Consider the following 23,623-nt stretch of genomic DNA (forward strand, 5'->3'; position numbering starts at 1 on the left):
GACAGCTCTCAGACACAGCCTTCGAACTGCGGTACGGCCACCGTGCCGATCCGCAGCCCGGTGTCGCCGAACCACTTCTTCAGCAGCTTGGCCGCCGTGCCGTCCTGGTACATGCCGGTGATCACCCGGTTGACCTCCTCGCAGCCCGCCACGTCCCCCTTGCGCAGGCCGACGCCGGTGCGCTGCTCGTTGAACTGGGCGTTCACCAGCCGCATGCCACCCCCGTCCTGCGCGGCCAGACCGGCCAGGATGATGTCGTTGGTGGTGATGGCGTCCACCTGGTCCGCCTTCAGCGCCGCCAGGCAGGCCTTGTAGTCCGCGAACGGCAGCACCCGCGCGGCGACCTTGCGCTCCTCCAGCACCCGTGAGGCCGCGTTGGACCCCTGCACCTCACAGATGCGCCGATCTTTCAGATCGCGCACGTTGCGGATGCTCGTCTCTCCCGGCCGCACCAGAATGTCCTGATAGGAGATGTGGTACGGCCCCGCGAACAGCACCCGCGCCTTCCGGTCCTGGCTGATCGTGTACGTCGCCACGACGAGGTCGGCCTGGCCCTCGACGAGGACGCGTTCCCGGTCGGAGGCCAGGACCGGGATGAAGTCGGCCTCCTTGCCGAGCTTGGCGGCGATGTAGCCGGCGACGTCGACGTCGAAGCCCTCGAAGTCGCCGTCGGCGGTGCGGAAACCCACCGACGGCAGGTCGGGGCGGACGCCGATGACGATGCGGTCCTTGTCCACGACGGACTCGACGGCGCCGGCGCCGCAGGAGGTGGCGAGCAGCGCGAGCAGGGCCAGCGCCGCCGTCAGCAGCCGCTTCATCTGTACTCCCTCAGTCGAGGCCACACCCCGGCGACGAGCAGCAGGCCGATGCCGCCCATCGCGTACGGCAGCAGCCGCCACAACTCGTCGAGCGCGGCCTCGCCCTGGCCGACGGCCCGTTCGAAGACCGCCTGGTGCCGGTCGGCGAGCGCCGTCAGCTCCTTGTCGTAGGCGTCGAACGCCTCCCGCACCGGCCCCAGCCGGGCGGTGACCGCCTCGCCGGTGTCGCCGGCGGCCACCAGGTCGCGGAAGGTCGCGTCGGCCGCCTGGAAGCGGGTGTAGGCGTCCAGCGCGGGCCGGCCGGTGGCGACGCTGAGCCGCAGGCCGAGCATGCCGAGGTAGTCGTCGGAGCCCCGCGCCACCTGGGTGTGGTAGGTGTCCAGGTTGCCCGCTTCGCGGTAGAGCACCTTCTGCGACTTGTCGAGGTAGGTGTGCTCGTAGGTGTCGGCCCGCTGCTTGTCCAGCAGGAAGCGGCTCTGGTCGCCCTGCATGCTGTTGCCGATGGCGCGGGCCTTGGCCAGCGTGACGATGGCGTCGAACCCGTCGGACTTGGCGGTCTCCAGATGGCCGAGATCCCGCCCGAGCACGTTCCCGCCGACGACGAGCGTCACCAGGGTCAGCACGGTGGCGGCCACCAGCGCGGGCCCGAACACGCGGCGGAAGTGCCGGGTCAGATAGACCTGCAGGCGCAGCAGGCAGACCAGCGCCAGCAGCCCCGCCACCACCACGGCCCAGCGCAGCGCGGGCAGCATGACGGTCTTGTCGTCGTAGGTGCGGCGCACGATCGTGCCGCTCTCCAGCGTCAGGTTGTACGCCTGCGGCAGCAGCACCAGCCGCATCAGGTCGGTGGCCTCGCGGTAGACCCGCACCACCTCGGTGGGCGGCGGACCGGCGGGGTGGCCGGACTGGGCGTCGAGCAGCAGGGCCCGCGCCGCCAGTTGCTCGTAGCGGCCGAGCCCGTCGAGCACCGACTCGATGGTGCGGCGCTCCGCCTGATCGCTGCCGGCCAGCTCGAACGCCTTCAGCAGCGCCCGGTTGGCCATCGCGCGCTGCTGCTCGTACCGGGTGAGGGCGGCCTGGCGGCGGGAGTCGTTTCCCTGGCCCATCACGAGGACGTCGGCGAGCTGGGAGTCCATGTCGCTCAGCCCGAAGTAGAGCCCGGCGGTGGCGACGACCTGCGGACCGGCGTCGCGGCCGATGACCCGCATGCCGTCGCCCGCGACGGCGGCGCCGGCCGCGACGGCGGCGAAGAGCAGCGCCAGCGCGGCCGCCGCGACGCCGGTGAGCACCCTGATCCGGCCGGGCACGCCGCTGCGGGCGGGCAGCGCTTGCGCGGGCGGCGGCTGCCGCGCGGGTGGCGCGGCCGGCCGCACCTGTGTCACGGTCAAGGCGTCCCCTCCCTGATGGTGATGACCGTCCAGGCGCCCACGTGAATGCGGTCGCCGACGCGGACGGTGACGGGCGTGTTGACGGTGACCGGTCGGCCGTTGACCCGGGTGCCGTTGGAGGATCCCGGGTCGACGAGCGTCCAGGAGCCGCCCGGCTGCGCGATCAGCACCGCGTGCAGGTGCGACACGCCCGGGTCCGACGGCGGCCCGGACAGGTCGATGTCCGGCTGGAGGTCACGGCCCCGGCTGCGCCGCCCGATGCGCACCTGCTCGGCCTCCAGCGGGAAGGAGCGCTCCGGGCAGTACGGCGGGAAGGCGATGGTCTCGGCGTCCGGACCGCCTTCGGCGATGACCTGCTCGTAGTAGCCGCGGTCGGCGGCGGTGACCGCCTCCCAGCGGGCGCTGGTCGTCGTCGGCGGCCGCGCCGGACCGGCCGAGCCGTCGAAGGCGTGGCCGCACACCTCGCAGAACTGCCCGGCCCGCGGCGTCTGGCAGATGGGGCAGCTCTCCGCGCCCGCCGGCTGCGGCGGCGCCGCAGCGGGGGCGGCGGCCCCGCCGATCTGCGCGCCGCACACGTCGCAGTAGTCGTCGCTGCCCGACGCGTGGCCCTGCGGGCAGGTCGCCATCAGCTGCCCTCCTCGCTCTTACGCAGCCTGCTGGTACGGACCGAGCCGGTGTCGAGCTCGATCTCGTCGGCCTTGTCCACCTGGCCGCGCAGCCGGGCGGTGCCGCTGACCGGGTCCACCTCGACGACCTTGTCCAGGAGCCGGACGGTGTCCTCGCGGCCGGAGTCGGCCGCGATCTGCCTGGCCTTGGCCAGCCGGGCGGTGGCCGTCCGCTCGTCGCCGGCCGTGCGGGCGCCGAGCCCCTCCTGGATCAGCTCGTGCAGCTCGGCCTGGCCGGAGAAGTGGATGACCTTGCCGTTCATCTGGGTGGACAGGGCCAGGTCGTCGGTCCACTGGGCCAGCACGTTGCCGCTGGCGTAGACGTCCTGGGTGTCGGGCCGTACCAGCTTCACCCAGGACGCGCGGATCTCCTGGCCGAGCTGGCCGGGCGGGACCTCCACGCACAGCTGGTACTCCCGCTCCTCGGCGCCCCACGAGCCGGTGGGGTAGTCGCCGGTCAGCGGGTTGACGTCGGTCCGCTTGCCGGTCAGGTCGAGCAGCGTGGGGGAGACCTGCTTGACGAACTTGAGCGTGGCCGCCTGCGGCACCCACACGCGCAGGGACAGCTCGGCCACGGTCTTGCTCATCGAGTTCTGGGTGATCCGGCGGAAGAACTCGGCCAGCTCGTTCTGGTTGCGGACGTACTCGAAGGTGCCGAGCAGCGCGTCGGACACCTTGCGGAGCTGGGCGGGCGCCCAGTCGGCGCCGACGCCGAGGCTGTCACAGACGAACTTGCCGCTCCAGGCGGCCAGCACGGCGTCGAACACCTCCTCGCGCTCGTTGTTCTGGCCGTCGGTCATCAACAGGGCGTGCCGGATCGCCTCCGGGTGCGCCGACAGCAGGTGCCCGGCGAGCTTGAGCCATTCGCCCATCGCGGTGCCGCCGTGCGCGTTCAGCTTGGCGACGGCCCGCTGCGCCTCCGCCCGGGTGGCCGGGGTGGCCCGGACGAGCCGGCCGTCGCGCGGGTAGACGACCTTGGCCACGCTGGTCCCGGCGATCACCGCGAAGAAGACGCCGTCCCGCAGGGTGTCCACGGCCGTGGCGGCGGCCAGCCGGGCGTCACGGATCTTGCTGCCGCTCATCGAGCCGGACGTGTCGACGATGATCACTTCGGCGGCCTCGGCGGGGACCGAGGCCGCCGGGGCGCCGCCGGTGGAGGAGACCGTGAGCACGGCGTGCACCTCCCGGCCGCCCGTGGGGAGGTACTTGTTCTGGTCGATCTGCAGCGTGAAGGTGGGCTGGTCACCCATGCGGGCCTCCTAGGGGGATCACGACGATGGTCACGTTGTCCTGGCCGCCGGAGTCGAGCGCGTGGCGCAGCATCTGGCGGGCCTGTTCGAGCGGGGTGCCGGAGGTGGGGAAGCGGTAGCCGTCCAGATAGCGCCACAGGCCGTCGCTGCAGATCAGCAGCGACCCCGGCGCGGACGGGACGAAGGTGCGCACGCGCGGGACCACCTCGGCGTAGTCGGCGCCGAGCCAGGCGGTGATCTCACCGGTGGGGGCGGCGTCGTCCTCGGTCAGCGGGGTGCCGCCGGTCAGTGGTGTGCTGCCGGGCAGCGGGGTTCCACCGGGCAGCCAGTAGGCGCGGCTGTCACCGGCCCAGCAGAGCGTCACCCGTCCCGGCTCGGCCACCGCGGCCACATAGGTGCTGGCCGGCGCGTCGTCCTCGGACGCGGCCAGCTTGACCACGGCCTGCTTCGCCAGCGCGAACGCCTCCTCGTGCGGCAGGCCGCGGGCCAGCGCGGCGGCGGCCGTCTCCACCGCCACGGCGGACGCCTCGTCGGCCCGCGGCGAGCTCCCCACCCCGTCACAGACGACCGCCACGACCGCCCCACTGGGAAGCACCCGCGCCGTCGCCGGCTCGGCGGCCCCAGCGGTGATCGCCTCGCCGGTGGACGTCGCCGCCAGCGCTTCGCCGGTGGACGTCGGTGCCGTCGCTTCGCCGGTGGGCGTCGGTGCCGTTGCCTCGCCGGTGGGCGCCTGCTCTGGCGCGCCGACCGGCGGATGCGGCTCGGCCGCGGCGACCAGGGCCATCGCGTCCTCGTTGCGGGCGCGGCGCAGGCCCCTGTGGGTCACGCCCGCCGGGCCGCCGGCCAGCTCCAGCTCCGCGTCGTCCCTGCCGGTGGGCTGGCGCAGGCCGCAGCGCTCGCAGTAGCCCTCGGCGTCCACGGCGGGCGCGCCGCAGGACGTACAGGAGGGAGCGGAGAGCCGGTGGCCGCACGCCTCGCAGAAGGCGTCGCCCGCCAGCACCTTCCCGGCGCAGATCGGGCAGTTCACAGCCACGTCCGGGGACGTACCTGGTTGGCCTGGTCGACCAGGGTGTGGCGCTCCTGGCGGGTGGGCGCGGCGGCGGCCAGCCCCCGGTAGATCTCCTCCAGTTTGCGGCGCACGCCCCGCTCGGTGAACGGGGCGCCCGCCAGGCGCAGCCCCGCGGGCGGCGCGCTGGTGTCGAGCAGCGCAAGGGCGGCGCGCAGAACCTCGGCGGTGAGGTGCTCGCGGCGGCGCGGGTCGAGGTCGGCGAGCTGCTCCAGCCTGGTCACGGCGGCTGCCAGGTCGCCGTGACCGAGCCGGGTGGGGTCGGGCCCCCTGGAGGTGGCGGCGACGCGCGCGATCTGGGCCGCCACCCGGTGGCTGGAGGTGACGGGCACCTCGTCGAGCACCTCCGTCAGGCCGTGCCTGGCCAGGCCGAAGGCGGCGCTGACGTAGCCGTGGTCGGTCCGCCACACGCTCTCGTACCAGCGCACGGGGTTCTGACCGGCGCATTCGAGGGCGAAGGCGAGGCCCAGCCGGGGCGCGACCTCGCCGGGCATCAGCGACACGCAGGCGTCGAACAGCCGCACGGCCTGCGCCGGGTCGCCCAGGCCGAGCGCGGCCGCCGCGCGGTACCACGTGACGCGCCAGTCGCGGGGCAGCAGCCGGTCCAGCTCGTCCAGCACCTGCCACGCCTCGGGCGAGCCCTCCTCGATGAGCAGCCTGGCCAGGGTGAGCCGGGTCTCCGGGGTCGGGGTCATGGCCCGTACCTCGGTCAGCAGCTCGCTGGGGTGACGGCCCGCGAGGCCGGCCAGCTGACCGGCGGCGGGGTCCTCCGGGTGGGCCAGGGGCACGGGCAGCGCGGCCACCGCGTCCAGCGGGCGGAGGTCGTCGAACACCCGGTCGTCGGCGTCGGCCAGTCTCGTCCCCACCGGCGCCCGCTCCGGCCCGAACAGCGTGGACGCGGCCGGGTACGGCACGCCGTCGGCGGCGGCGCTGATCTCGCGCAGCACGCCGACGAGCTGCTCCTCCATCTCCCTGGCGTCGGCGAACCTGTCGGCGGGGTCCGGTGCGGTGGCCCGGTGCAGCAGCCGGGCGAAGGACTCATGGCCGCAGTCGGCGGGCAGCGGGGAGGCCACGCCACCCCTGGCCGGACTGAAGGACGGGATGGTCAGCACCGCGAGCGTCCTGGCCACCGTGTAGAGGTCGGAGCTGATGGACGAGGGCTGGGTGTCCAGCTCGGGGGCGTGGTAGCCGAGCGTGACCCAGGAGGTGCCAGGCGGCGAGCCGATGCGCTGGACGGCGCCGAGGTCGATGAGCATGAGCCGCTTGCCGACCCGGATCACGTTGGCCGGTTTGAGGTCGCAGTAGACCAGGCCCTGCTCGTGCAGGTAGGCCAGCGCGCGCAGGATCTCGCGCCCGTACATCAGGGTCTCGCGCAGTGGTAAGGGGCCCTGGCGGCGCAGCTCGTGCAGGGACTGGCCGCCGACGTACTCCATGACGATGTAGCCGAGGCCGGCCGAGCGCTGGAAGTTGAAGATCTTGACGATGTTGTGGTGGTCGACCGTCGTCAGGAACTTCCGCTCGGCCTCGGCGGCGGCCAGCGCTTCGGGGTCGGCGGTGTTGAGCAGGCCCTTGAGGACCACCCAGCGGCCGTCGAGGTTCTCGTCGGCGGCCAGGTAGATCCAGCCGAGCCCGCCGTGCGCCAGGCAGCCCAGCACCCGGTACTGGCCCGCCACCAGGTCGTCCTTGGCGAGTTTGGGGGTGAAGGAGAAAGGGGTGCGGCAGTGCGGGCAGAACCCGTCGGCGCGGCCCGGCTGCCCGTCCCGCGAGCGCCCGACGGGCTTGCCGCAGGACAGGTTGGCGCAGAACCGCTTCTCCTCGGCCACCCGCGGGTCGGACAGCACCGCGTCGGCCGGATTCCGGTAGGGCACCGACGGCAGGTCGGCGAGCTCGGCGAGCATGCCGGCCCGCGACCGGCCGCTGCTCAACGGCGAGGTCACGCCCCGGCTCGCCGGCCCGCTGACCAGCGCCCCGCTCGCCTGCCCGCCGGCCGGCACGGTAGGCGGGGCCGGGGACGGCTGGGCGCCGGGGGAGCCGGCCGCGTGCCCGCACCGATCGCAGTAACCATCTTCGATCATGCCCGAGCAGCCGGGTTGCGCGCAGGTCGTCAGTGCCGGGCCGGCCGCGTGCCCGCACTGGTCGCAGTACCCTTCCTCGATCGTGCCCGTACAGCCGGGCTGCGAGCAGGTCGTCATCGCCCACCTCCGTTGATCGCGCGCTTGTACAGGTCGACGGTCGAGGCCGCCTTGGTGAGGTCGCAGGGGGCGGTCCACAGCAGCGCCCGCGCCTGCGCGTAGAGCCGGACGGCCTCGGGGTCCTCGGCCATGCCGGTGCGCGCCGCCTTGGCCTGGGAGGCGATCAGCAGCCCGCGCAGCTCGTCACGCCTGCCGACCAGGCCGAACAGCGCCTTGGCGGTGGTCCGGGCCCGCTGGGCGGCTTCCTCGGCGCGCTGTTCGAGGGCGGCGAGCCGTTTGGCCCGCGCCGACCAGGAGTCGGCGGCGGCGTCCAGTGCGTCGAGCTCGGCGGCCAGCTCGGCCACCCGGCTGCGCGGCTGTGCCTGCGGCGGCAGGGCGATCTTCGCCACGACCGCGCCGTGCGCCAGCCGGGCCTCGCTCTCGGCCGCGCGCACCCGGTCGAGGGCGGCGCCGAGGTCCTCGCGCCGCCTGCCGTACTCGTCCCTGACGGCCAGGGCCTGCTCCAGCTCGGCCTGCGTGTCGGCGAGGAAGCGGGCGATCGGGTCGAGCTCCTGCTTGGCGGAGCCCGCGTCGAGCGGGTCTTCGAGTACGGCGGCGCGCAGGCGGGCCAGGTCGGATCGGGTACGGGCCAGGTCGGCGGTCTCGCCCAGGCGGGTCAGGAGGGCGTCCACCTCGCGCAGGGCGCTGTCGGCCGCGTCGAGCCGGGGGAGCAGGGCGGTCCAGGTGGAGTCGATCTCCGTGAGCGCGTCCGTGGCGGCCTGGAAGGCGGTGTCCATCCGCATGACGGTCTCGTCCAGGGTGAGCCGCTCGTCCGGCTGGGGTAACAGCGAGCGCTGCTCGACCGGCCTGGGCGGGGCCTTGACCACGACGGAGGGCCCGGCCAGCAGCTCGGTGAGCGCGGCGAGCTGGTCGCCGCCGAGCCGGGCGCGTTCGGCCCTGATCCGCTCGGCCTGGCGCAGCACCTCGCGGTAGGCGTCGTTGAGCGACCACATGGTGGCCAGCGCGGCCTGCGCCTGCTCCCAGCGCTGCCGCGTCCGGCCGCGTAATCGCGCGTCCTTGAGCAAGCGGTAGGTGGTGTGCGATTCGAGGTCGAGCAGGTCGCCGGAGATACGGTCACGCTCAACGGCTCTGGCGCCCAGCGCGAACTCGGCGGCTTCCCTGCTCATGGGTGGTCCCAGAGTGATCACGCTCCCCATGCAGCAGTCCCCCGATGTCCGGATCAACGGGAGGACTGACCGGTTGGTTCCAAAGAGTAGGGGTATCCCTGACTTGTCCCTGATTGAACCCCGTCTTACCTGCAAAACACTTAAACGATCTCGTACGGTCGCAGGCATGGGACGCATTCTTCTGATCATCGCAGCGGTCATCGCCGCCCTCTTCCTCCTCGGCCCCCTCCTGGGCTTCGTCTTCTCTCTACTCAAGTGGATCCTCATCATCGGCGCCATCTTCGGCGTCGCGGTGCTCGGTGTGACGTTCCTGTCGACACGGGCTAAAAGGACATAGCGTCCCGGTGCATCCCGGCGCATAGTGGGTTGATGGAGGCGCGGCCAGCGGTCGACGACGCTGCCCTCGGGCGCGAGGCGCTGTCCGTGCTCGAGGCGAACTGGACGGGATGCGCCACCGTGCCCGCGCCCGGCCTCTATCCCCACCAGTGGAGCTGGGACTCCGCGTTCGTGGTGATCGGGCTGGCCAGGCACCGCCCCGACCGGGCCCGCGCCGAGCTCCTCGGCCTCCTCCAGGGGCAGTGGGCGACCGGGATGCTGCCGCACATCGTCTTCCGCACCCCCGAGGCCTACTTCCCCGGCCCGTCCGTCTGGCGCTCACAGGACCACGAGTCCGCGCCGCCGGTGCTGACCTCAGGACTCACCGCGCCGCCGCTGCACGGGCTGGCCCTCTGGTGGCTCTACCGGCACACCGGCGACGTCGCCTTCGTCCGGCGGGTCTTCCCGGCCATCGCCGCCCAGCACGCCTACCTCGCCGCCGCCCGCGACCTCGGCGGCGGCGGCCTGGCCGCCATCGTGCACCCCTGGGAGTCCGGCATGGACGACAGCCCCTCCTGGGACGAGCCGCTCGCCGCGCTCCCGGAGATCAGGTACGGCTACCGCAAGCTCGAGCCGGCCGAACGGCACCCGGACAGCGACCACGACCGCTACGTCTGGCTCGCCCTGCGCTACCGCGACGCCGGCTACCGCGCCGAGTACCTGCGCGACGAGCACCCGTTCGCGATCGAGGACCCGATGTTCAACGGGATCTGGCTCGCCTCCTGCCTGGCCATGGCCGAGCTCGCACCGCTGACCGGCGCCGACGGCAAACCGCACGCCGAGCAGGCCGAGCGCATCAGGCACGCGCTGCTCGAACGGCTGTGGGACGGCTTCTTCTACGCGCGCGACCTGCGTACCGACAGACTGATCAAGGTCTGTACGGTGGGGGCGTTCGGCCCGCTGCTCGACCCCGGACTGGCCAGTGAGCACGTCAGCGCCGCCGTCGACCTGCTCGAATCGGCCAGGTTCATGGGCGCGACCGGCTATCCCGTGCCCAGCTGCGAGATCCGCGCGGCCACGTTCGACCGGACCCGCTACTGGCGCGGCCCCTCCTGGGTCAACACCAACTGGCTGCTGCGCCACGCGGCCACCGTGCACGCGCTCGAACCCCTGGGCCGGCAGCTCGCCAACGGCACGCTGCGGCTGGTGCGGCAGGCCGGGTTCCGCGAGTGCTTCGACCCGTTCGACGGCAGCGGCCGAGGCTGCCGGGACTTCTCCTGGAGTGCGGCGCTCACCCTCGACCTGCTCGCCGATAGCGTGGAGCTATGAAAGCCTTCCGCCGCCTGCCCGCCGACGTCCGCAAGTCTCTGGTCATGGTGCCGGGGGAGCGGGTGCTGACGTTCAGCCCGGCCGGGGACGACGGTTACGTGGTGGCCACGGACCAGGCGCTGTTCCTCGCCGACGGCACGCGGGTGCCGTACGAGACGATCGACAAGGCGTCCTGGGACGAAGAGGGACTGCGCCTGCTCACCACCGACGGCCAGAGCCACCGGGCGCTCGTGCCGGAGCCGCGGCTGCTGCCCGAGACCGTGCGCGAGCGGGTCAACGCCACCATCGTGGTGAACAAGCACGTGGACCTGCCCGGGCGTGGCGGGGTGCGGCTGGTGGCCAGGCGCCGCCCTTCGGGCGAGATGGTGGGCTGGACGCTCGTCTTCGACGACGGCCTCGACCCCGACGACCCGGGCCTGCGCGCCCTGGCCGAGCAGGCGCTGGAAGGACTGCGGCGCAGCATGGGCGTGTGAGAGACGACACGCCCATGCGCGCCGATCAGTAAGGCATCTTGCTCTGCTGGGCGGTCTTCGGTTGGTCCGCCGTCTCCTCGGGCCAGCCCGTGCCGGCCTCCCCGTCGTGGCGGTGCCGATTCCTGAACGGCATCCGCTCCTGGAGCGGGCCCACCTTGGACCGCGCCGTCTCCCCGGCCTTCGACATCTGCGCGCCGACCACCCCCGCGGCCTCCTGCACCCTCGGGTTGTCGGCAACACGCTGTGCCGTCCGCTTGATCTGCTCGTATCGCTCACGGCCTGCCCGGCTGCCGAGCACATAGCCGACAGCCAGTCCCATGACGAATGGCATTCGATATCGCATGTTGCACCTCCGCTCCCACGGCACTACCCGGATCACGATGCGACACGCACTCCACGAGTGCGCTAATCTATTCCTGCGCACGACGGACGGGGCCAAACCCCCGCCGATCAGCGCCATCGTACGATCCCGCGTAGCTCAACGGCAGAGCAGCCGGCTGTTAACCGGCAGGTTAGAGGTTCGAGTCCTCTCGCGGGAGCCATGCTAAAGGCCCTCTCCCGATTCGGGAGAGGGCCTTTGTGCTGTCCGGGGGTGCTGTCGCTCAGCACTCCGTCGGCGCTTCGTCGCCTACCGGCCCCCACGACGTCCCGCTCGCCGACCCCGGGCTGACTGATCCCCTTGACCGTCCCGGAAGTCAACGGCTGGTCGATCCACGCACCCTGGCTCGGCCTGACGTACCACCTGCGCTGGGCGAACCCATTCCTGGCAGGAATATGTGCCGTACCAAATAGGTATTTGAGGCATAGATCGGACTGCTGTTAGCGTCGTGCCAACGGTCCGTACGGCGCCCTCACGGATCACCGACCGCTCTGCGAGATCAGGCGGCGTTCCCCTGAATCCGTCGAATCCTGGTCATATCAGCGTGCGCTGCCCACGGCAGTCGCTGACATCCTCACCGGAGGTAATTACCATGCGCGTGTTCGTCACCGGCGCGTCGGGATGGGTCGGCTCCGCGGTCGTCCCCGAGCTCATCGGAGCGGGGCACGAGGTCACCGGGCTTGCCCGGTCCGACGCGTCGGCCGCCGCCGTCGAGGCGCGGGGCGCCACCGTCGTCCGCGGGTCGGTCGAGGACCTCGACGTGCTGCGCGAGGCGGCTGCGGCGGCCGACGCCGTCGTTCACCTCGCCTTCCGGCACGACATCGCCTTCGCCGGGCGCTTCGACGACGCCGTCGCGTCGGACGTCGCCGCGATCGAGGCCCTGGGGTCGGGGCTGCCGTCCGGCGGGGCGATCGCCATCGCCGCGGGCATCCTCGGGCTCGCGCAGGACGGGGTGGTCCCCGCCACCGAGCGCGCCCTGCCCGCCCCGGGCGGAGTGAGCGAAGCGCGCAATCCTCCGAACGACGCCGTCTTCGCTCTCGCCGAGCACGGGCTGCGGCCGTCGGTCGTGCGACTGTCGCCGACCGTCCACGGCGAGGGCGACGGCGGCTTCGTTTCCAGCCTCATCGACATCGCCCGCAAGCAGGGGGTCTCCGGCTACCCGGGCGACGGGGCATCGCGCTGGCCGACGGTGCACGTCCGCGACGCCGCGCGCCTGTTCCGGCTGGCGATCGAGGCGGCGCCGGCGGGATCCATGCTGCACGCCGTGGCCGACGAGGGCATCCCGGTGCGTGACATCGCCGCGGCCATCGGACGCCACCTCGACGTCCCGGTGCGCTCGATCCCGGCCGAGCAGGTCGACGAGCACTTCGGTTTCCTCGCGATGTTCCTCCGCATCGACGGCCCGACCTCAAGCGCTCTCACCCGCGAGCTGACGGGCTGGGCGCCGCGCGAGCCGGGCCTGCTCGAGGATCTAAACCAGGGCCACTACTTCGCGTCCGGCGCGGGCGGCAAGTGGGGGTGATCCCGACGCCGCCGGGGTACCCGTGCGTGACGCAGCGCGATGGAGATCGTGCTCGCCGGCGATGCGAGCTGACCGAAACCCGATCGAACGGAGGCACGGACATGACCGGATTCCAGACCATTCTGGGTGAGCGGTCCTTCCTCGCGGGAGCACGCTGGCAAGGGGAACGGGTGTGGGCCACCGACTGCTACGCCTACGAAGTCGTCAGCGCCCTCGAGGACGGCTCCGACCAGCGTGTCGAGGCCACCGTCGAGGGCCAGCCGTCTGGCCTGGGGTTTCTGCCCGACGGGCGACTGCTGGTCGTCTCGATGCTCGACAACCGCATCCTGCGCAAGGAAGCTGACGGAACCCTGGTCACCCACGCCGACCTCAACGGTCTGGCCGCGGGCGAGATCAACGACATGGCGGTCGACGCCCAGGGCCGCTGCTGGGTCGGCTGTTTCGGGTTCGACCTGACCAACGGGGCGCAGTACGCGCCGGCACCCCTGATTCGGGTCGGCACCGACGGCACGGCGACGGTCGTGGCCGAGGGGCTGGCCTTTCCGAACGGCGCGATCTGCGACGGGGAGACCCTGGTCGTCGCCGAGACCTTCGCAAGCCGGATCGCGACGTTCGACGTCACGAGCGACGGTTCCCTGGTCAACCGGCGGCTGTGGGCGAAGTTCGGGGAGGAGCCCAACGGCGACGGGCTCACCCGGCTGAGGGCGGCGGACGTTGCCGCCGACGGTCTGACCGAGCGCGATGAGGAGGGGGCGATCTGGGTCGCCGACCCCACCCACCGCCGGGCGCTGCGCGTTGCCGAGGGCGGCGAGGTGCTCGACGAGGTGGTGGTCGACGGTCTCGGCGTCTACGCCGTCGCGCTCGGCGGAGTCGACGGTCGCACCCTGTTCCTGACGGTGTCGCCGAACCAGCTCAAGCATGAACGGGCGCACACCCGCGACTCGATGCTGATCTCGCGGCGCGTGGACGTGCCGCTGGCATCGAGTTCGCCGCAGCCCGCGGCCGTCATCGAAGCGGAAGGGCTCCAGCATGGAATCGAGGTTCGATGAGCGCTGACGAGAATGCGCGACCAGATCCGTCCGCCGAGCGCCGTCTCGAGGCCCTCCTCGAGCGGCACGCCGCCCGGGGTCCGGCGGAGGCGACGCCCCTGCAGATTCTCCTGCGAGGGGGATCGGTGCTGTCGATGGACAGTGACGTGGGCGACTTCGCCGTCGGCGACGTGCTGATCGTCGGGGACCGTATCGCCGAGGTAGGGGCCTCGATCTCCGCGCCGGAGGCGGTCGTCATCGACGCGCGTGACCACATCGTCATGCCGGGCTTCTGTGACCCGCACATCCACTGCTGGGAGGGGTCACTCGGCCGGATCATCCCGGAGAACATCCCCCAGACGACCGAAGACGCCATCGGCGGGGCCCCGGTCTCGGGCCGCAGCTACATGTACGCCGCCCATCGGGCGTTCGCTCCGGCGTGTCGGCCCGAGGACATCCACGCGGGCACCCTGAACACCCTGCTGGCCGCACTCAACGGTGGGATCACCACGGTCGTCGACAACATGCACAACGCCCGCTCGCCCGAGCACTCGGATGCCGGGGTCGAGGCGCTCCTCGCGTCCGGGATACGGGGTGTGCATGCCGTCGGACGCCCCCGCTCGGGCACCTGGGCCGGCACGTTTCCGGCGGATGCCCGGCGGCTGCGGGACCAGTACTTCCGCGGCGGCGACGACCTGTGCTCGATGCGTCTCTTCGCGACCGGTTTCGACGAGCTCACCGATCTCCTGCCTGTCCGCGAAGAACTCGATCTATGGTTCTCCTTCGACAGCGGAATCGAGAAGCAGGACCTCGCACAGTTGTACGCGGATGGATCCCTCGATGGGCGGGAGGCGATCAATCACGCGAATTTCCTTTCCCCCGAGCAGCGGCAGATCGTGATCGACAACGGGGCGCAGGTCAATGTGTGTCCCCGTATCGAATCCCAATTCCGATACGGCCAGATTCCGTACAACGAATGGGTCGAGCAGGGCCTACGGCCGGGCCTGAGCAATGACAATCCGATGACCTACGCGATCGACATGTTCGCCGAGATGCGTGCGCTCTACCTGATGCAGCGGGTAGACCAGCACCGTTCCGGGAGCGCTTCGGCGACGCTGCGGGAGATCCTGCAGTCCGCCACGCAGCAGGGCGCGAACAACTGCGGCGTGGGAGATGTCGCAGGCTCCCTGACCCCGGGCAAGAAGGCCGACGTCATCCTCGTCGACACATCGGCGCCGCATTTGTTCCCTCGGAACAACGTGCCGACCACGGTCGTGCAGGGCGCCGGGGTGGAGTCCGTCACCGCCGTGCTGGTGAACGGCCGTGTCGTCAAGTGGGACGGCCGCCTGATCGGCGTCGACCTGGACGAGGTCCGGCGCCGGGTGCAGGCATCCCACGACTACCTGATCAAAGCAGTGAACTGGCCGCACGCCGCCGTCGACTTCGACGACTAGCGAAGCAGGCTGAATCCCCCCATCGTCTCGTGCGCCGCGGTCTGTCCCATCGCCACGCGCTCACAAAGGATGCCTTACTGATGAGCCAGTCATCGTCGGCCATGGCCGAACGGAGGGCCAAGCGGAACATCCGCCTGGGATCCTTAGGCGCCGCCCTCGAATACTACGACTTCGTCGTCTACCTCTATCTGACGACCTTGATCGGCCAGGCCTTCTTCCCGGCGGGTATGTCGCCGACGATGAGGCTGGTCCAGACCCTCGCCATCTACTCGACCGGTCTCCTGATCAGGCCGATCGCCGGGATCCTCATCGCCAGGGTCGCCGACCGGGTCGGACGCAAGCGGCTGTTCATCCTGACCGTGGTCGTCATGTCTGTTTCCACGCTGCTCATCGGGCTGCTGCCGACCTACGACCAGATCGGCTGGCCCGCGCCGGTGCTGCTGTTGCTGCTGCGGGTCGCCCAAGGCTGTGCGGTGGGTGGGGAACTCCCCGCGGCCGCGGTCTTCGTCACCGAGCACGCCCGGCCGAACGGCGTCGCGCGGGCGGGCGCGTTCCAGCAGATGACGGCGTACAGCGGATTCCTGCTCGGCGCGGGTGCGGCATTCGCGGCCGGCCTCGTGGCGACGCAGCTGACGCCGGACCTGCCCTCGCTCGCGTGGCGCCTTCCGTTCATCGCCGGCGGTCTGCTGGGGGTCGTGTCGATCTACCTGCGGCGCAGGATCGACGAGACGCCCGCGTTCGTGCGCGAGACCCTGGAGGACGGCAGGCGTCCGGCCGCTCCGGTCCGTGAGGTGCTCAGCAAGCATCGCCGCGCGGTCATGTACGCAGGACTCCTCGCCGTCGCCCTGACGCTGGTGAACGTCACCTACTTCAACTACTGGCCGACCTACCTGCAGACGGTCCTCGGCTACTCCTCGACGACGTCGCTGGTCATCAGCCTGGTCTCGATCGCGGGTGCGATGGCGTCCATGCCCGCCTGGGGTTACGTCGCCGACCGGTACGGCTGGAGCCGGATGCTGCTCTGGGCCGGGCTGTCGACCGCGGCGACCGCGGTGCTGCTGCTGGTGGTCCTTCCCACCCTGCCTCCGGATTCCGGACTCGCCGTGTGGATCCACCTGCCCGCGGCGCTGACGGCTGGTGGGATCCCGGCCTCCGTCCCGGGCATGGTCTCGGTGATCTTCCCGACCGAGGTGCGGCAGACCGGCTACTCGGTGCCGTACAACATCGTCATCGCGGTGCTCGGCGGCTTCCTCAACCTCATCCTGGTGTGGCTGGTGGCGAGCGTCGGTCACGGGGCGCCGATGTACGTCGTGCTGGTCGCGTGCGGCCTGACGATCGTCGCCGCCTTCGTCGTCCTGCGGGTCCGCATCTACCTCGGCCGAGGAGCCCGCCCGACCCAGGGCTTCTCGCAGGCCGATGCCCCCGCGGCCATCGGTGTCGCGGCGGAGACCGGATGAGCGGGCGGTCCCGGCGTGCTGAGTTCGGATTCGAAGGAGAGATGCCATGAAGTGGGTCACCTACGAGGCGGGCGACGGCGTCCGCACCGGCGTGCTCGACGGCGGATCCGTCCGAGGGCTCGCCGCGGGCACGACCCTGGAGGGGCTGCTGACGACCGGCGGTCTCACCGAGGCGGGAGAGGACGCGTGGCGCGCGCCCGCGGAGGTCCACGAGCTGGCCGAGGTCCGGCTGCTCGCCCCGCTCCGTCGTCCGCCGTCGGTACGGGACGGGCTGTGCTTCCTCGATCACCTTCGCGGGTGCTACCGGGCACTCGGCCGGGACGTCGAACTGGCCGAGGTGTGGTCGCGGAGCCCGGCCTTCTACTTCGCCAACGCGGACGCGATCGTCGGGCCGTACGATGACGTCCCGATCTCGCCGGGTTCCACGATGTTCGACCTCGAGCTCGAGCTGGGCGCCGTGATCGGGCGGGGCGGCCGCGACCTGCACCCGGACCGGGCCGAGGAGCACATCGCCGGCTTCACTCTCTACAACGACTGGACCGCGCGCGACCACCAGGTCGTGGACATGGCCCAGGGCATCGGGATGGCCAAGAGCAAGGACAGCGCCATCACGCTGGGGCCGGCGCTGGTCACCGTCGACGAGCTCGAGCCGTACCGCCGCGACGGACGTCTGATGCTCGAGCTGTCCGCGACGGTCAACGGCGAGGAGCTGACCCGCGGCACCCTCGCCCAGATGGACTGGACCTTCGGCGAACTCCTCGCCTACATCTCGCGGGGGACCGACCTCACGCCCGGGGCGGTGATCGGGTCCGGCACAGTTCCGGGTGGCTGCCTGCTCGAGCACGTCGACACCCCCGGGCTGGGGGATTTCAAGCGCTGGCTGCGGGCGGGAGACGTGGTGAGCCTCAGTGGGGTGGGGCTGGGCGAGACCCGGCAGACCGTGACGCAGGGGATCGACGTGATCCCGCTGCGAGCCGACGGCTGACCATGCCGATCAGGAAGGACACCTAGGTGGGTTTCACATTCCGACGGGTCGTGACCGGCCACTCCGTGGACGGGAAGGCTGTCGTCAGGTCGGACGAGATCGTCGGCTCGACACCGCGCCTGCCCGGGTACGAGGCGCGGGTCGTGTGGTGCACGGGGCAACTCCCCGCCAGCAACGACGAGGACCGGTTCGACGACGGAGCCCCGGGTCCCAAGGGCTCTCGCGTGCTCTTCCGCGTCGCGGAGTTCGACCCGGCGGAGGCCGAGCACACGAACATGCATCGCACCGAGACACAGGACGTCGCCCTGGTGCTCTCGGGCCGGCTCGACATGGTCCTCGACAGCGGTGAGGTCGTCGAACGGCTGACCGCGGGTGACTTCCTGATCCAGCGGGGCACCATGCACTCCTGGGTCGCGCGGGGCGACGAGCCGGTACGGGTGCTGTTCGTGCTGATCGACGCGCTGCCCGTCCGTGTCGGGGGCGTCACCCTTGGTGAGGACCTGTCAGCGTTGGGCGGACGGGTGTCGCCCATGCCGCAGGGCGGCGGCGATCCCGAATGACGCCATGCCCGGTTGGCATCCTGCACCACCCCACTGGAGGAGAAGTCCATGCCGGACATCGATGACACCGTCGAGCGCTGGCTGAGCCAGTACGCCTCGCCCGAAGCGAACGTCGCGACCCTGCTGTGCGACCGCCACGACCCGGACGCCGTCGCCTTCCGGTTCGTGGACGAGGACCTGTACGGGTCGGCGATGACCTACGGTGAACTCGCCGACCGGTCCCGTCGCCTCGCGACGGCCCTCGCGGACCGGGGGGTGATGCGCGAGGACCGGGTGGCGGTCCTGATGTCCAAGCGGCCCGAACTCGTCGTCACGCTGCTGGCGCTCTGGCGGCTGGGTGCGGTGTACGTGCCGCTGTTCACGGCCTTCGCGGACGGCGCGATCCGCCTGCGGGTCGAGAGCGCGAGCGCGAGGCTGATCATTACCGAGTCCGGGCAGCGGGGGAAGCTCGACGCCCTCAAGGGTGTCGACGTGCTCGAGACCGGCGCGGACTTCGACCGGCTCGTCACCGACAGCGCCCCGTCGATTACGTCCGAGACCGTCGGCGGCGACGGGGCCTTCCTGCAGCTCTACACCAGCGGTACGACCGGGAGCCCGAAAGGGGTCGTCGTCCCCGTGCGGGCGCTCGCCGCCTTCCACAGCTACCTGCACTACGGGCTCGACGTGCGGGCGGAGGACGTCTACTGGAACGCGGCGGATCCGGGCTGGGCCTACGGGCTCTACTACGGCATCGTCGCGCCGATGGCAGGCGGGCGGGCCAGCCTGTTGTTCCGCGGGGCGTTCACCCCGGAATCGACGGCAGCGGTGATGCGGCGGTTCGGCGTCACCGACTTCGCCGGTGCCCCGACCGTGTACCGGGCGATGATGAAGGCGGCGACGGCCGGGCGGATCCCGCTGCGGCGGGCCTCGTCGGCCGGTGAGCCGCTCACCCCGGACGTGGCGGGGTGGGGTGAGACGACGTTCGGGATCCCGATCGGGGATCACTACGGCCAGACCGAGTTGGGCATGGCGATCGGCAACCACTGGCATGACGACGTCGTGCGGCCGATCCGGGCGGGCTCGATGGGACATCCCCTGCCCGGCGTCGTCGCCGGGATCGTCGAGGGTCAGATCGCCGTCGACGCGTCCGCGAGTCCGCTGTTCTGGTTCGGCGGCTACCAGGACGCGCCGGAGAGCACGGCCGATCGCTTCACCGGGGCCGGACGGTGGTACCTGACCGGCGACACCGGCCGCGTGGACGAGGACGGGTACTTCTTCTTCAGTGCCCGCGACGACGACGTCATCCTTGCCTCGGGATACCGCATCGGTCCCTTCGACGTCGAGAGCGTGTTGATCACCCACCCCGCGGTCACCGACGTCGCCGTGGTCGGCGGGCCAGACCCGGAGGGCATCCGCGGGGAGGTCGTCGAGGCGTTCGTCGTCACGAGCGCCTCGCCGGAAACGCGCGACGCGCTGGCCAGGGAACTCCAGGCCCTCGTCCGGGACACGTACTCGCGGCACGCCTACCCTCGTGTCGTCCACTTCGTCGAGGCGCTGCCGAAGACGCCGAGCGGCAAGATCCAGCGTTTCCTGCTGCGGCGCAGGTGAGCGCCGTGTCGCGCCACTGACTCGCCCGAACCGTCGGTCGTTCCATCGCGTCCCGGGCCTGCCGGGCCCAGCGGCATTCCCTGAGGGAATACGTCTGTTACGGTCTGAGGTGCGGTCGTGCGACGCTCCTGCCGGGAACGTCGGCGCGGCCGATCGGTCGGGTACGGAGTGATGCGATGGACATCCGGCAGATCCAGCACTTCTCGACGATCGTCCGCGAGGGAAGTTTCAGCCGCGCGGCCCGCAAGCTGCACATCGGCCAGCCCGCTCTCAGCAAGCAGATCCAGGCGCTCGAGCGTGAGCTGGGCGTCGAGCTACTCGTGCGGCTTCCCGATGGCGTCCGTCCGACGTTCGCGGGCGCCCGCCTGGATGAGATGGCCCAGACTCTCCTCACCTACGTGGACGACATCAGGTCGGCGGTTCGGGAGGCGGCCGCGTCGCTGGTGGGAACCGTGCGGCTCGGCCTGTCGCCGTCGCTTGTCTCCGGGCTGGCGGGCTACCTGCAGGGGAGGTTCGCCGAGGAGCATCCGCAGGCCCGCGTCGAGATCGTCGAGGGCTTGCCGATGTTCCTCACGGAATGGGTCGAGGAAGGGCGCTTGGACCTCGGCATCTTCACTCATCAGCCGGGTCACGCGAACCCGCATCTGTCCTTCACCGAAGTCGGTCTCGACGAGATGCTGCTCGTCGCGAAGCAGGGCACGCTCTCCGGCATCGGAGACCACGCCACCCCGAGTGTGCTGCAGTCCCTTCGGCTGGTCCTGACCCCGGGCTTCCGCGATCTCCTGCGCGCGAGCGTGGAGCTGGGGCAGGCCTCGGATGACATCGGTTCTCGAACCGACTCCATCCACATGGTCAGGGATCTCGTGGCGCGGGGTGAGTACTGCTCCGTCCTGCCGTACACATTCGTCCGGAACGACCTGGACGCGGGTATCCTCACCGCGGTGGCGTTCGCGCCTGTGCTGGAGCGGCGGCTCGTGGCGGTGACCCGCGCGGGACGTCAGCCCTCGCCCGCCGTGCGCGCCGTCATCGAGATGGCCCGGCTCCGACTCGGCGAGCTCGCCGAACTCCGTACATCGACCGGGCCCGATCGGTGAGCGCACCCGCCGGTGGATCGGTGAAGCCCGTACTTCTTCGGTTCAGCCGGTATTAAGAGCTTCAGGTGTGGCCTTGATGACGGCGGGCTCCTCGAGAGGCGATGGCCAGATCTGGAGGTAATGGTCATCTGTGGCGTCGTCCGTGCCCTCTGTGTCCATTCCCTTGACGTGATAGCGGACGCGGTAGGTTCCAGGGCCGGCGGGGAGGGGAGGAAGGGGGCTCATCGGGAGATTGCTGTAGTTGAACCCGACGAGCGCCACCTGGCCTGACGCGGACGTGTAGCTGATTTCGGCGATTTCCTCGTAGCCGGTCAGATCGGCTCCTGGGTCCCGGTCGGCGATCGTCACCGTGAAGTTCGTCGGCCCCCACTGGTGCGTGGTCCACAGGGAAACGTAGTTCTTCGCAACCTGGATGTTCCCGACAGACAGCACTGGTTCTTCTGGATATTGATCCCATTCCTGATCTGCCAGATGTGCGGTGGCGCAGTCCTGTACATCGAATTCCAGGCGTACGGTGCAAGTTTTGTCGTCGCGCATGGGTGGGAAGCGTAGACATCTCCACCGACAAGATCGTTCATGGCATCCCCTGGGCATGGGCAGCTTGCCGCCTGGCGTGGATTTCACTCCATGTAGTCGCAAGGTCACATACTTTGGTGTTTCGCCGGACAAGCGGGGCTTCGAGGGGTGAGGATGGAGCCGCCGCGTCGGTCAGCCCCATGGCCGGCGCGGCAAGCCGCGGACAAGCTGACGAGGTGGCGTGGAGAGGGCGCTGCCGGCAGGAGGCGTCGCCGACCCGGAATCGGCGGGGTGCTCCGTGAAGCGAAAAGTGCTGGTTACTGCGTGCCTACCTGGATCAGATCCCTGCGTCCCTTCGATGCCCTGGCCCTGCCTGGCGTCATCGAGCGTACGACCGACCTTCGTGAGGCGGAGCGCTTCATCAGGCTCTTCCACGGCGAGCATCCGTCCGAGGGCGGGATGCACGCGCGCCTGCGTGACGTGGGCAGGGACATCGCCCGCCACGGAACCTACGTGCACACCTTCGAGGAGTTGCAGTTCGGCGCCCGGGTGGCCTGGCGTAACAGCAATCGCTGCATCGGCCGCCTCTACTGGAAGTCGCTGCGGGTGCGCGATCGGCGGGACGTCGCCGGTGCGGAGGGGGTGGCTCTGGAGTGCGTCGCGCATCTGCGGGAGGCCACCGGTGACGGCAAGATCAGGCCGACGATCACTGTCTTTCCGCCCGACGTGCCCGGTCGGCGGGCGCCGCGGGTGCTGAACGAGCAGCTCATCCGCTATGCCGGGCATCGGACCAGGGGTGGTTCGGTCATCGGCGACCCTCGTCAGGCCGAGCTGACCGCCCTGGCCCGGGAGTTGGGGTGGCGGGGCGGGCTGGGGCGGTTCGACGTGTTGCCGCTGATCATCGATCCCGGCCTGGGTGGGCCGCTGCTGTGCAATCTGCCCGGCGACGCGGTGCTGGAGGTGCCGATCGTGCACCCGGTGTATCCGTGGTTCGCCGATCTCGGGCTGCGCTGGCACGCGGTGCCCGCGATCTCCGGCATGTGCCTGGAGATCGGCGGCGTCTGCTATCCGTGCGCGCCGTTCAACGGCTGGTACATGGGGGCCGAGATCGGTGCGCGCAACCTCGCGGACAGCGACCGGTACAACCAGCTTCCCGTGGTCGCCGAGCGGCTCGGCCTGGACACCTCCACCGAGCGCTCGCTCTGGCGTGACCACGCGCTGGTGGAGCTGAACGTGGCGGTGCTGCACTCGTTCGAGGCGGCGGGGGTGACGATGACGGACCACCACACGGAGTCCGGCCGGTTCCTGACCCATCTGGAGCGCGAGGAGAAGGCGGGCCGTACCTGCCCGGCGGAGTGGTCGTGGATCGTCCCGCCCATCTCGGGCGGCGCGACCCCCGTCTTCCACCGCTCCTACGACAACCCCACCCTCACCCCCAACTTCGTGCCGGGTCACTGAGCTTGCGTGCCCGTCCTCCTCTCACCCCCCAGCGGGCCACTGAGCTTGCGTGCCCCTCCTAGAACATGGTTCTGTTGCCCCATGGCCGAACTCGTACTCTCCTCGCTCGACCGAGGCGTGCTGACTCTCACCTTCAACCGCCCGGACCGGCTCAACGCCTGGACCGACGCCATGGGGCGCAGATACTTCGACCTTCTGACCGAGGCGGAGCGGAACCCTGAGGTGCGGGCCGTCGTGGTGACCGGGGCGGGCAAGGGCTTCTGCGCCGGCGCGGACTTCGAGGCGCTGACCTCGATCCAGGCGGGGACCTACGCCGAGCCGCCGGACCCCCGGCCCGCCACCTTCCCCACCACGATCGGCAAGCCGATCATCGCCGCCGTCAACGGCGCGTGCGCCGGGCTCGGGATGGTGCACGCCCTGGTCTGCGACCTCGTCTTCACCTCCGAAGAGGCGAAGTGGACCACCGCTTTCGCCCGGCGCGGGCTCATCGCGGAGTACGGCCTGTCGTGGGTCCTGCCGCGCGTCATGGGTCAGCAGAAGGCCATGGACCTGCTGCTGTCGGGCCGGACCTGCACCGGGAAGGAGGCCGTGGAGCTGTCCCTCGCCAACTGGGCCGTGCCGGCCGGTGAACTTCTGGAGGCCGCCCGGTCCTACGCCAGGGAGCTGGCCCAGTACAGCTCGCCGGCGTCGATGTCCATCATCAAGCGCCAGGTCTGGTCCGACTGGACGACGACCCTGGAGGAGTCGGCCAAGGCCGCCACCCAGGAGATGCTCGCCTCCTTCCAGCGCCCCGACTTCGCGGAGGGCGTGGCGAGCTTCCTGGAGCGGCGGGCCCCGGAGTTCCCGCCGCTGTGAGCCGGTCCGGGATGGTCGGTGGCGCGCTGAGTCGTCAGAGAGAGCCGGTAGGCGCCTTCGCCGGTG

At 71.0% G+C, this 23,623-nt stretch carries 22 protein-coding genes and 1 tRNA gene; 14 read left to right on the forward strand and 9 right to left on the reverse strand.

Annotated features, from left to right (window positions below; all coding sequences use genetic code 11):
- Window positions 1-8: 8 nt before the first annotated feature.
- From IEY87_RS15995 to IEY87_RS16025, 7 genes are read right to left on the reverse strand one after another with little or no spacing between them, the layout of a single operon-like run.
- Window positions 9-818, reverse strand: a complete 810-nt coding sequence (locus IEY87_RS15995; protein ID WP_189139460.1) for a transporter substrate-binding domain-containing protein — start codon at window positions 816-818, stop codon at window positions 9-11.
- Window positions 815-2,200 carry a GlnX family signal transduction membrane protein gene (locus IEY87_RS16000; RefSeq protein WP_372462244.1) on the reverse strand — a complete coding sequence of 462 codons (1,386 nt, stop codon included), beginning with the start codon at window positions 2,198-2,200 and terminating at the stop codon, window positions 815-817. Before IEY87_RS16000 ends, IEY87_RS15995 begins: the two co-directional genes overlap by 4 nt.
- Window positions 2,201-2,202: 2 nt before the next feature.
- Window positions 2,203-2,832 carry an FHA domain-containing protein gene (locus IEY87_RS16005; protein WP_189139462.1) on the reverse strand — a complete coding sequence of 210 codons (630 nt, stop codon included), beginning with the start codon at window positions 2,830-2,832 and terminating at the stop codon, window positions 2,203-2,205.
- Window positions 2,832-4,121: a vWA domain-containing protein gene (locus tag IEY87_RS16010; RefSeq protein ID WP_189139463.1), complete on the reverse strand. Its 1,290-nt coding sequence runs from the start codon at window positions 4,119-4,121 to the stop codon at window positions 2,832-2,834. The genes IEY87_RS16005 and IEY87_RS16010 overlap by 1 nt, the downstream gene beginning before the upstream one ends.
- Complete coding sequence (locus tag IEY87_RS16015) at window positions 4,114-5,154, reverse strand: PP2C family protein-serine/threonine phosphatase (protein ID WP_189139464.1); 1,041 nt, start codon at window positions 5,152-5,154, stop codon at window positions 4,114-4,116. The genes IEY87_RS16010 and IEY87_RS16015 overlap by 8 nt, the downstream gene beginning before the upstream one ends.
- Window positions 5,145-7,379 carry a serine/threonine-protein kinase gene (locus IEY87_RS16020; protein ID WP_189139465.1) on the reverse strand — a complete coding sequence of 745 codons (2,235 nt, stop codon included), beginning with the start codon at window positions 7,377-7,379 and terminating at the stop codon, window positions 5,145-5,147. Before IEY87_RS16020 ends, IEY87_RS16015 begins: the two co-directional genes overlap by 10 nt.
- On the reverse strand, window positions 7,376-8,545 hold the full coding sequence (locus IEY87_RS16025) for a hypothetical protein (RefSeq protein ID WP_189139466.1): 1,170 nt from the start codon (window positions 8,543-8,545) through the stop codon (window positions 7,376-7,378). Before IEY87_RS16025 ends, IEY87_RS16020 begins: the two co-directional genes overlap by 4 nt.
- A 166-nt stretch (window positions 8,546-8,711) precedes the next feature.
- Here IEY87_RS16025 and IEY87_RS16030 point away from each other — a divergent pair, with 166 nt between their 5' ends.
- From IEY87_RS16030 to IEY87_RS16040, 3 genes are read left to right on the forward strand one after another with little or no spacing between them, the layout of a single operon-like run.
- Window positions 8,712-8,882, forward strand: a complete 171-nt coding sequence (locus tag IEY87_RS16030) for a hypothetical protein (protein WP_189139467.1) — start codon at window positions 8,712-8,714, stop codon at window positions 8,880-8,882.
- A 32-nt stretch (window positions 8,883-8,914) separates the two neighbouring features.
- Entirely contained in the window at window positions 8,915-10,189 is a 1,275-nt protein-coding gene (locus IEY87_RS16035; protein WP_189139468.1) for an amylo-alpha-1,6-glucosidase, read from the forward strand.
- A complete protein-coding gene (locus tag IEY87_RS16040; protein WP_189139469.1) occupies window positions 10,186-10,662 on the forward strand; it encodes a hypothetical protein in 477 nt (158 codons plus the stop codon). The genes IEY87_RS16035 and IEY87_RS16040 overlap by 4 nt, the downstream gene beginning before the upstream one ends.
- A 25-nt stretch (window positions 10,663-10,687) precedes the next feature.
- Here IEY87_RS16040 and IEY87_RS16045 read toward each other — a convergent pair whose 3' ends face one another.
- Complete coding sequence (locus tag IEY87_RS16045; protein WP_189139470.1) at window positions 10,688-11,005, reverse strand: YtxH domain-containing protein; 318 nt, start codon at window positions 11,003-11,005, stop codon at window positions 10,688-10,690.
- A gap of 124 nt (window positions 11,006-11,129) precedes the next feature.
- Here IEY87_RS16045 and IEY87_RS16050 point away from each other — a divergent pair.
- From IEY87_RS16050 to IEY87_RS16090, 9 genes are all read left to right on the forward strand, one after another.
- A tRNA-Asn gene (locus IEY87_RS16050) sits at window positions 11,130-11,204 on the forward strand.
- A 429-nt stretch (window positions 11,205-11,633) separates the two neighbouring features.
- Window positions 11,634-12,563 carry an SDR family oxidoreductase gene (locus tag IEY87_RS16055; protein ID WP_189139471.1) on the forward strand — a complete coding sequence of 310 codons (930 nt, stop codon included), beginning with the start codon at window positions 11,634-11,636 and terminating at the stop codon, window positions 12,561-12,563.
- Window positions 12,564-12,664: 101 nt separating this feature from the next.
- Window positions 12,665-13,612, forward strand: a complete 948-nt coding sequence (locus IEY87_RS16060; protein ID WP_189139472.1) for an SMP-30/gluconolactonase/LRE family protein — start codon at window positions 12,665-12,667, stop codon at window positions 13,610-13,612.
- Window positions 13,609-15,045, forward strand: a complete 1,437-nt coding sequence (locus IEY87_RS16065; RefSeq protein WP_189139473.1) for an amidohydrolase family protein — start codon at window positions 13,609-13,611, stop codon at window positions 15,043-15,045. Before IEY87_RS16060 ends, IEY87_RS16065 begins: the two co-directional genes overlap by 4 nt.
- An 80-nt stretch (window positions 15,046-15,125) precedes the next feature.
- Window positions 15,126-16,502: an MFS transporter gene (locus tag IEY87_RS16070; RefSeq protein ID WP_189139474.1), complete on the forward strand. Its 1,377-nt coding sequence runs from the start codon at window positions 15,126-15,128 to the stop codon at window positions 16,500-16,502.
- A gap of 46 nt (window positions 16,503-16,548) precedes the next feature.
- Window positions 16,549-17,487, forward strand: coding sequence for a fumarylacetoacetate hydrolase family protein (locus IEY87_RS16075; protein WP_189139475.1), 939 nt, complete (start codon window positions 16,549-16,551; stop codon window positions 17,485-17,487).
- 26 nt (window positions 17,488-17,513) lie between these two features.
- On the forward strand, window positions 17,514-18,047 hold the full coding sequence (locus IEY87_RS16080) for a cupin domain-containing protein (RefSeq protein ID WP_189139476.1): 534 nt from the start codon (window positions 17,514-17,516) through the stop codon (window positions 18,045-18,047).
- A 48-nt stretch (window positions 18,048-18,095) separates the two neighbouring features.
- The gene (locus tag IEY87_RS16085; protein ID WP_189139477.1) at window positions 18,096-19,634 is read left to right on the forward strand and encodes an AMP-binding protein; all 1,539 of its coding nucleotides are present in this window, start codon (window positions 18,096-18,098) and stop codon (window positions 19,632-19,634) included.
- Window positions 19,635-19,810: 176 nt separating this feature from the next.
- Window positions 19,811-20,728, forward strand: a complete 918-nt coding sequence (locus IEY87_RS16090; protein WP_189139478.1) for a LysR family transcriptional regulator — start codon at window positions 19,811-19,813, stop codon at window positions 20,726-20,728.
- A 42-nt stretch (window positions 20,729-20,770) separates the two neighbouring features.
- On the opposite strand, the gene IEY87_RS16095 is transcribed toward IEY87_RS16090, so the two are convergent.
- Window positions 20,771-21,265 (reverse strand): hypothetical protein, encoded by a 495-nt coding sequence (locus tag IEY87_RS16095; protein ID WP_189139479.1) that lies wholly within the window; start codon window positions 21,263-21,265, stop codon window positions 20,771-20,773.
- Between the two features lie 303 nt (window positions 21,266-21,568).
- Here IEY87_RS16095 and IEY87_RS16100 point away from each other — a divergent pair, with 303 nt between their 5' ends.
- Window positions 21,569-22,702, forward strand: coding sequence for a nitric oxide synthase oxygenase (locus IEY87_RS16100; RefSeq protein WP_225277079.1), 1,134 nt, complete (start codon window positions 21,569-21,571; stop codon window positions 22,700-22,702).
- 81 nt (window positions 22,703-22,783) lie between these two features.
- Window positions 22,784-23,557 (forward strand): enoyl-CoA hydratase-related protein, encoded by a 774-nt coding sequence (locus IEY87_RS16105; protein ID WP_189139481.1) that lies wholly within the window; start codon window positions 22,784-22,786, stop codon window positions 23,555-23,557.
- The last annotated feature ends 66 nt before the right edge of the window (window positions 23,558-23,623 follow it).

Source organism: Nonomuraea glycinis, from assembly GCF_014646515.1.
In the GTDB taxonomy this organism is placed as follows: domain Bacteria; phylum Actinomycetota; class Actinomycetes; order Streptosporangiales; family Streptosporangiaceae; genus Nonomuraea; species Nonomuraea glycinis.

What these genes read in the sequence shown, in the direction of transcription:
- IEY87_RS15995 (WP_189139460.1), bottom strand. Translation starts at nt 818, where the DNA reads ATGAAGCGGCTGCTGACGGCGGCGCTGGCCCTGCTCGCGCTGCTCGCC.
- IEY87_RS16005 (WP_189139462.1), bottom strand. Translation starts at nt 2,832, where the DNA reads ATGGCGACCTGCCCGCAGGGCCACGCGTCGGGCAGCGACGACTACTGC.
- IEY87_RS16010 (WP_189139463.1), bottom strand. Translation starts at nt 4,121, where the DNA reads ATGGGTGACCAGCCCACCTTCACGCTGCAGATCGACCAGAACAAGTAC.
- IEY87_RS16020 (WP_189139465.1), bottom strand. Translation starts at nt 7,379, where the DNA reads ATGACGACCTGCTCGCAGCCCGGCTGTACGGGCACGATCGAGGAAGGG.
- IEY87_RS16025 (WP_189139466.1), bottom strand. Translation starts at nt 8,545, where the DNA reads ATGAGCAGGGAAGCCGCCGAGTTCGCGCTGGGCGCCAGAGCCGTTGAG.
- IEY87_RS16030 (WP_189139467.1), top strand. Translation starts at nt 8,712, where the DNA reads ATGGGACGCATTCTTCTGATCATCGCAGCGGTCATCGCCGCCCTCTTC.
- IEY87_RS16035 (WP_189139468.1), top strand. Translation starts at nt 8,915, where the DNA reads ATGGAGGCGCGGCCAGCGGTCGACGACGCTGCCCTCGGGCGCGAGGCG.
- IEY87_RS16040 (WP_189139469.1), top strand. Translation starts at nt 10,186, where the DNA reads ATGAAAGCCTTCCGCCGCCTGCCCGCCGACGTCCGCAAGTCTCTGGTC.
- IEY87_RS16045 (WP_189139470.1), bottom strand. Translation starts at nt 11,005, where the DNA reads ATGCGATATCGAATGCCATTCGTCATGGGACTGGCTGTCGGCTATGTG.
- IEY87_RS16055 (WP_189139471.1), top strand. Translation starts at nt 11,634, where the DNA reads ATGCGCGTGTTCGTCACCGGCGCGTCGGGATGGGTCGGCTCCGCGGTC.
- IEY87_RS16060 (WP_189139472.1), top strand. Translation starts at nt 12,665, where the DNA reads ATGACCGGATTCCAGACCATTCTGGGTGAGCGGTCCTTCCTCGCGGGA.
- IEY87_RS16065 (WP_189139473.1), top strand. Translation starts at nt 13,609, where the DNA reads ATGAGCGCTGACGAGAATGCGCGACCAGATCCGTCCGCCGAGCGCCGT.
- IEY87_RS16070 (WP_189139474.1), top strand. Translation starts at nt 15,126, where the DNA reads ATGAGCCAGTCATCGTCGGCCATGGCCGAACGGAGGGCCAAGCGGAAC.
- IEY87_RS16075 (WP_189139475.1), top strand. Translation starts at nt 16,549, where the DNA reads ATGAAGTGGGTCACCTACGAGGCGGGCGACGGCGTCCGCACCGGCGTG.
- IEY87_RS16085 (WP_189139477.1), top strand. Translation starts at nt 18,096, where the DNA reads ATGCCGGACATCGATGACACCGTCGAGCGCTGGCTGAGCCAGTACGCC.
- IEY87_RS16090 (WP_189139478.1), top strand. Translation starts at nt 19,811, where the DNA reads ATGGACATCCGGCAGATCCAGCACTTCTCGACGATCGTCCGCGAGGGA.
- IEY87_RS16095 (WP_189139479.1), bottom strand. Translation starts at nt 21,265, where the DNA reads ATGCGCGACGACAAAACTTGCACCGTACGCCTGGAATTCGATGTACAG.
- IEY87_RS16105 (WP_189139481.1), top strand. Translation starts at nt 22,784, where the DNA reads ATGGCCGAACTCGTACTCTCCTCGCTCGACCGAGGCGTGCTGACTCTC.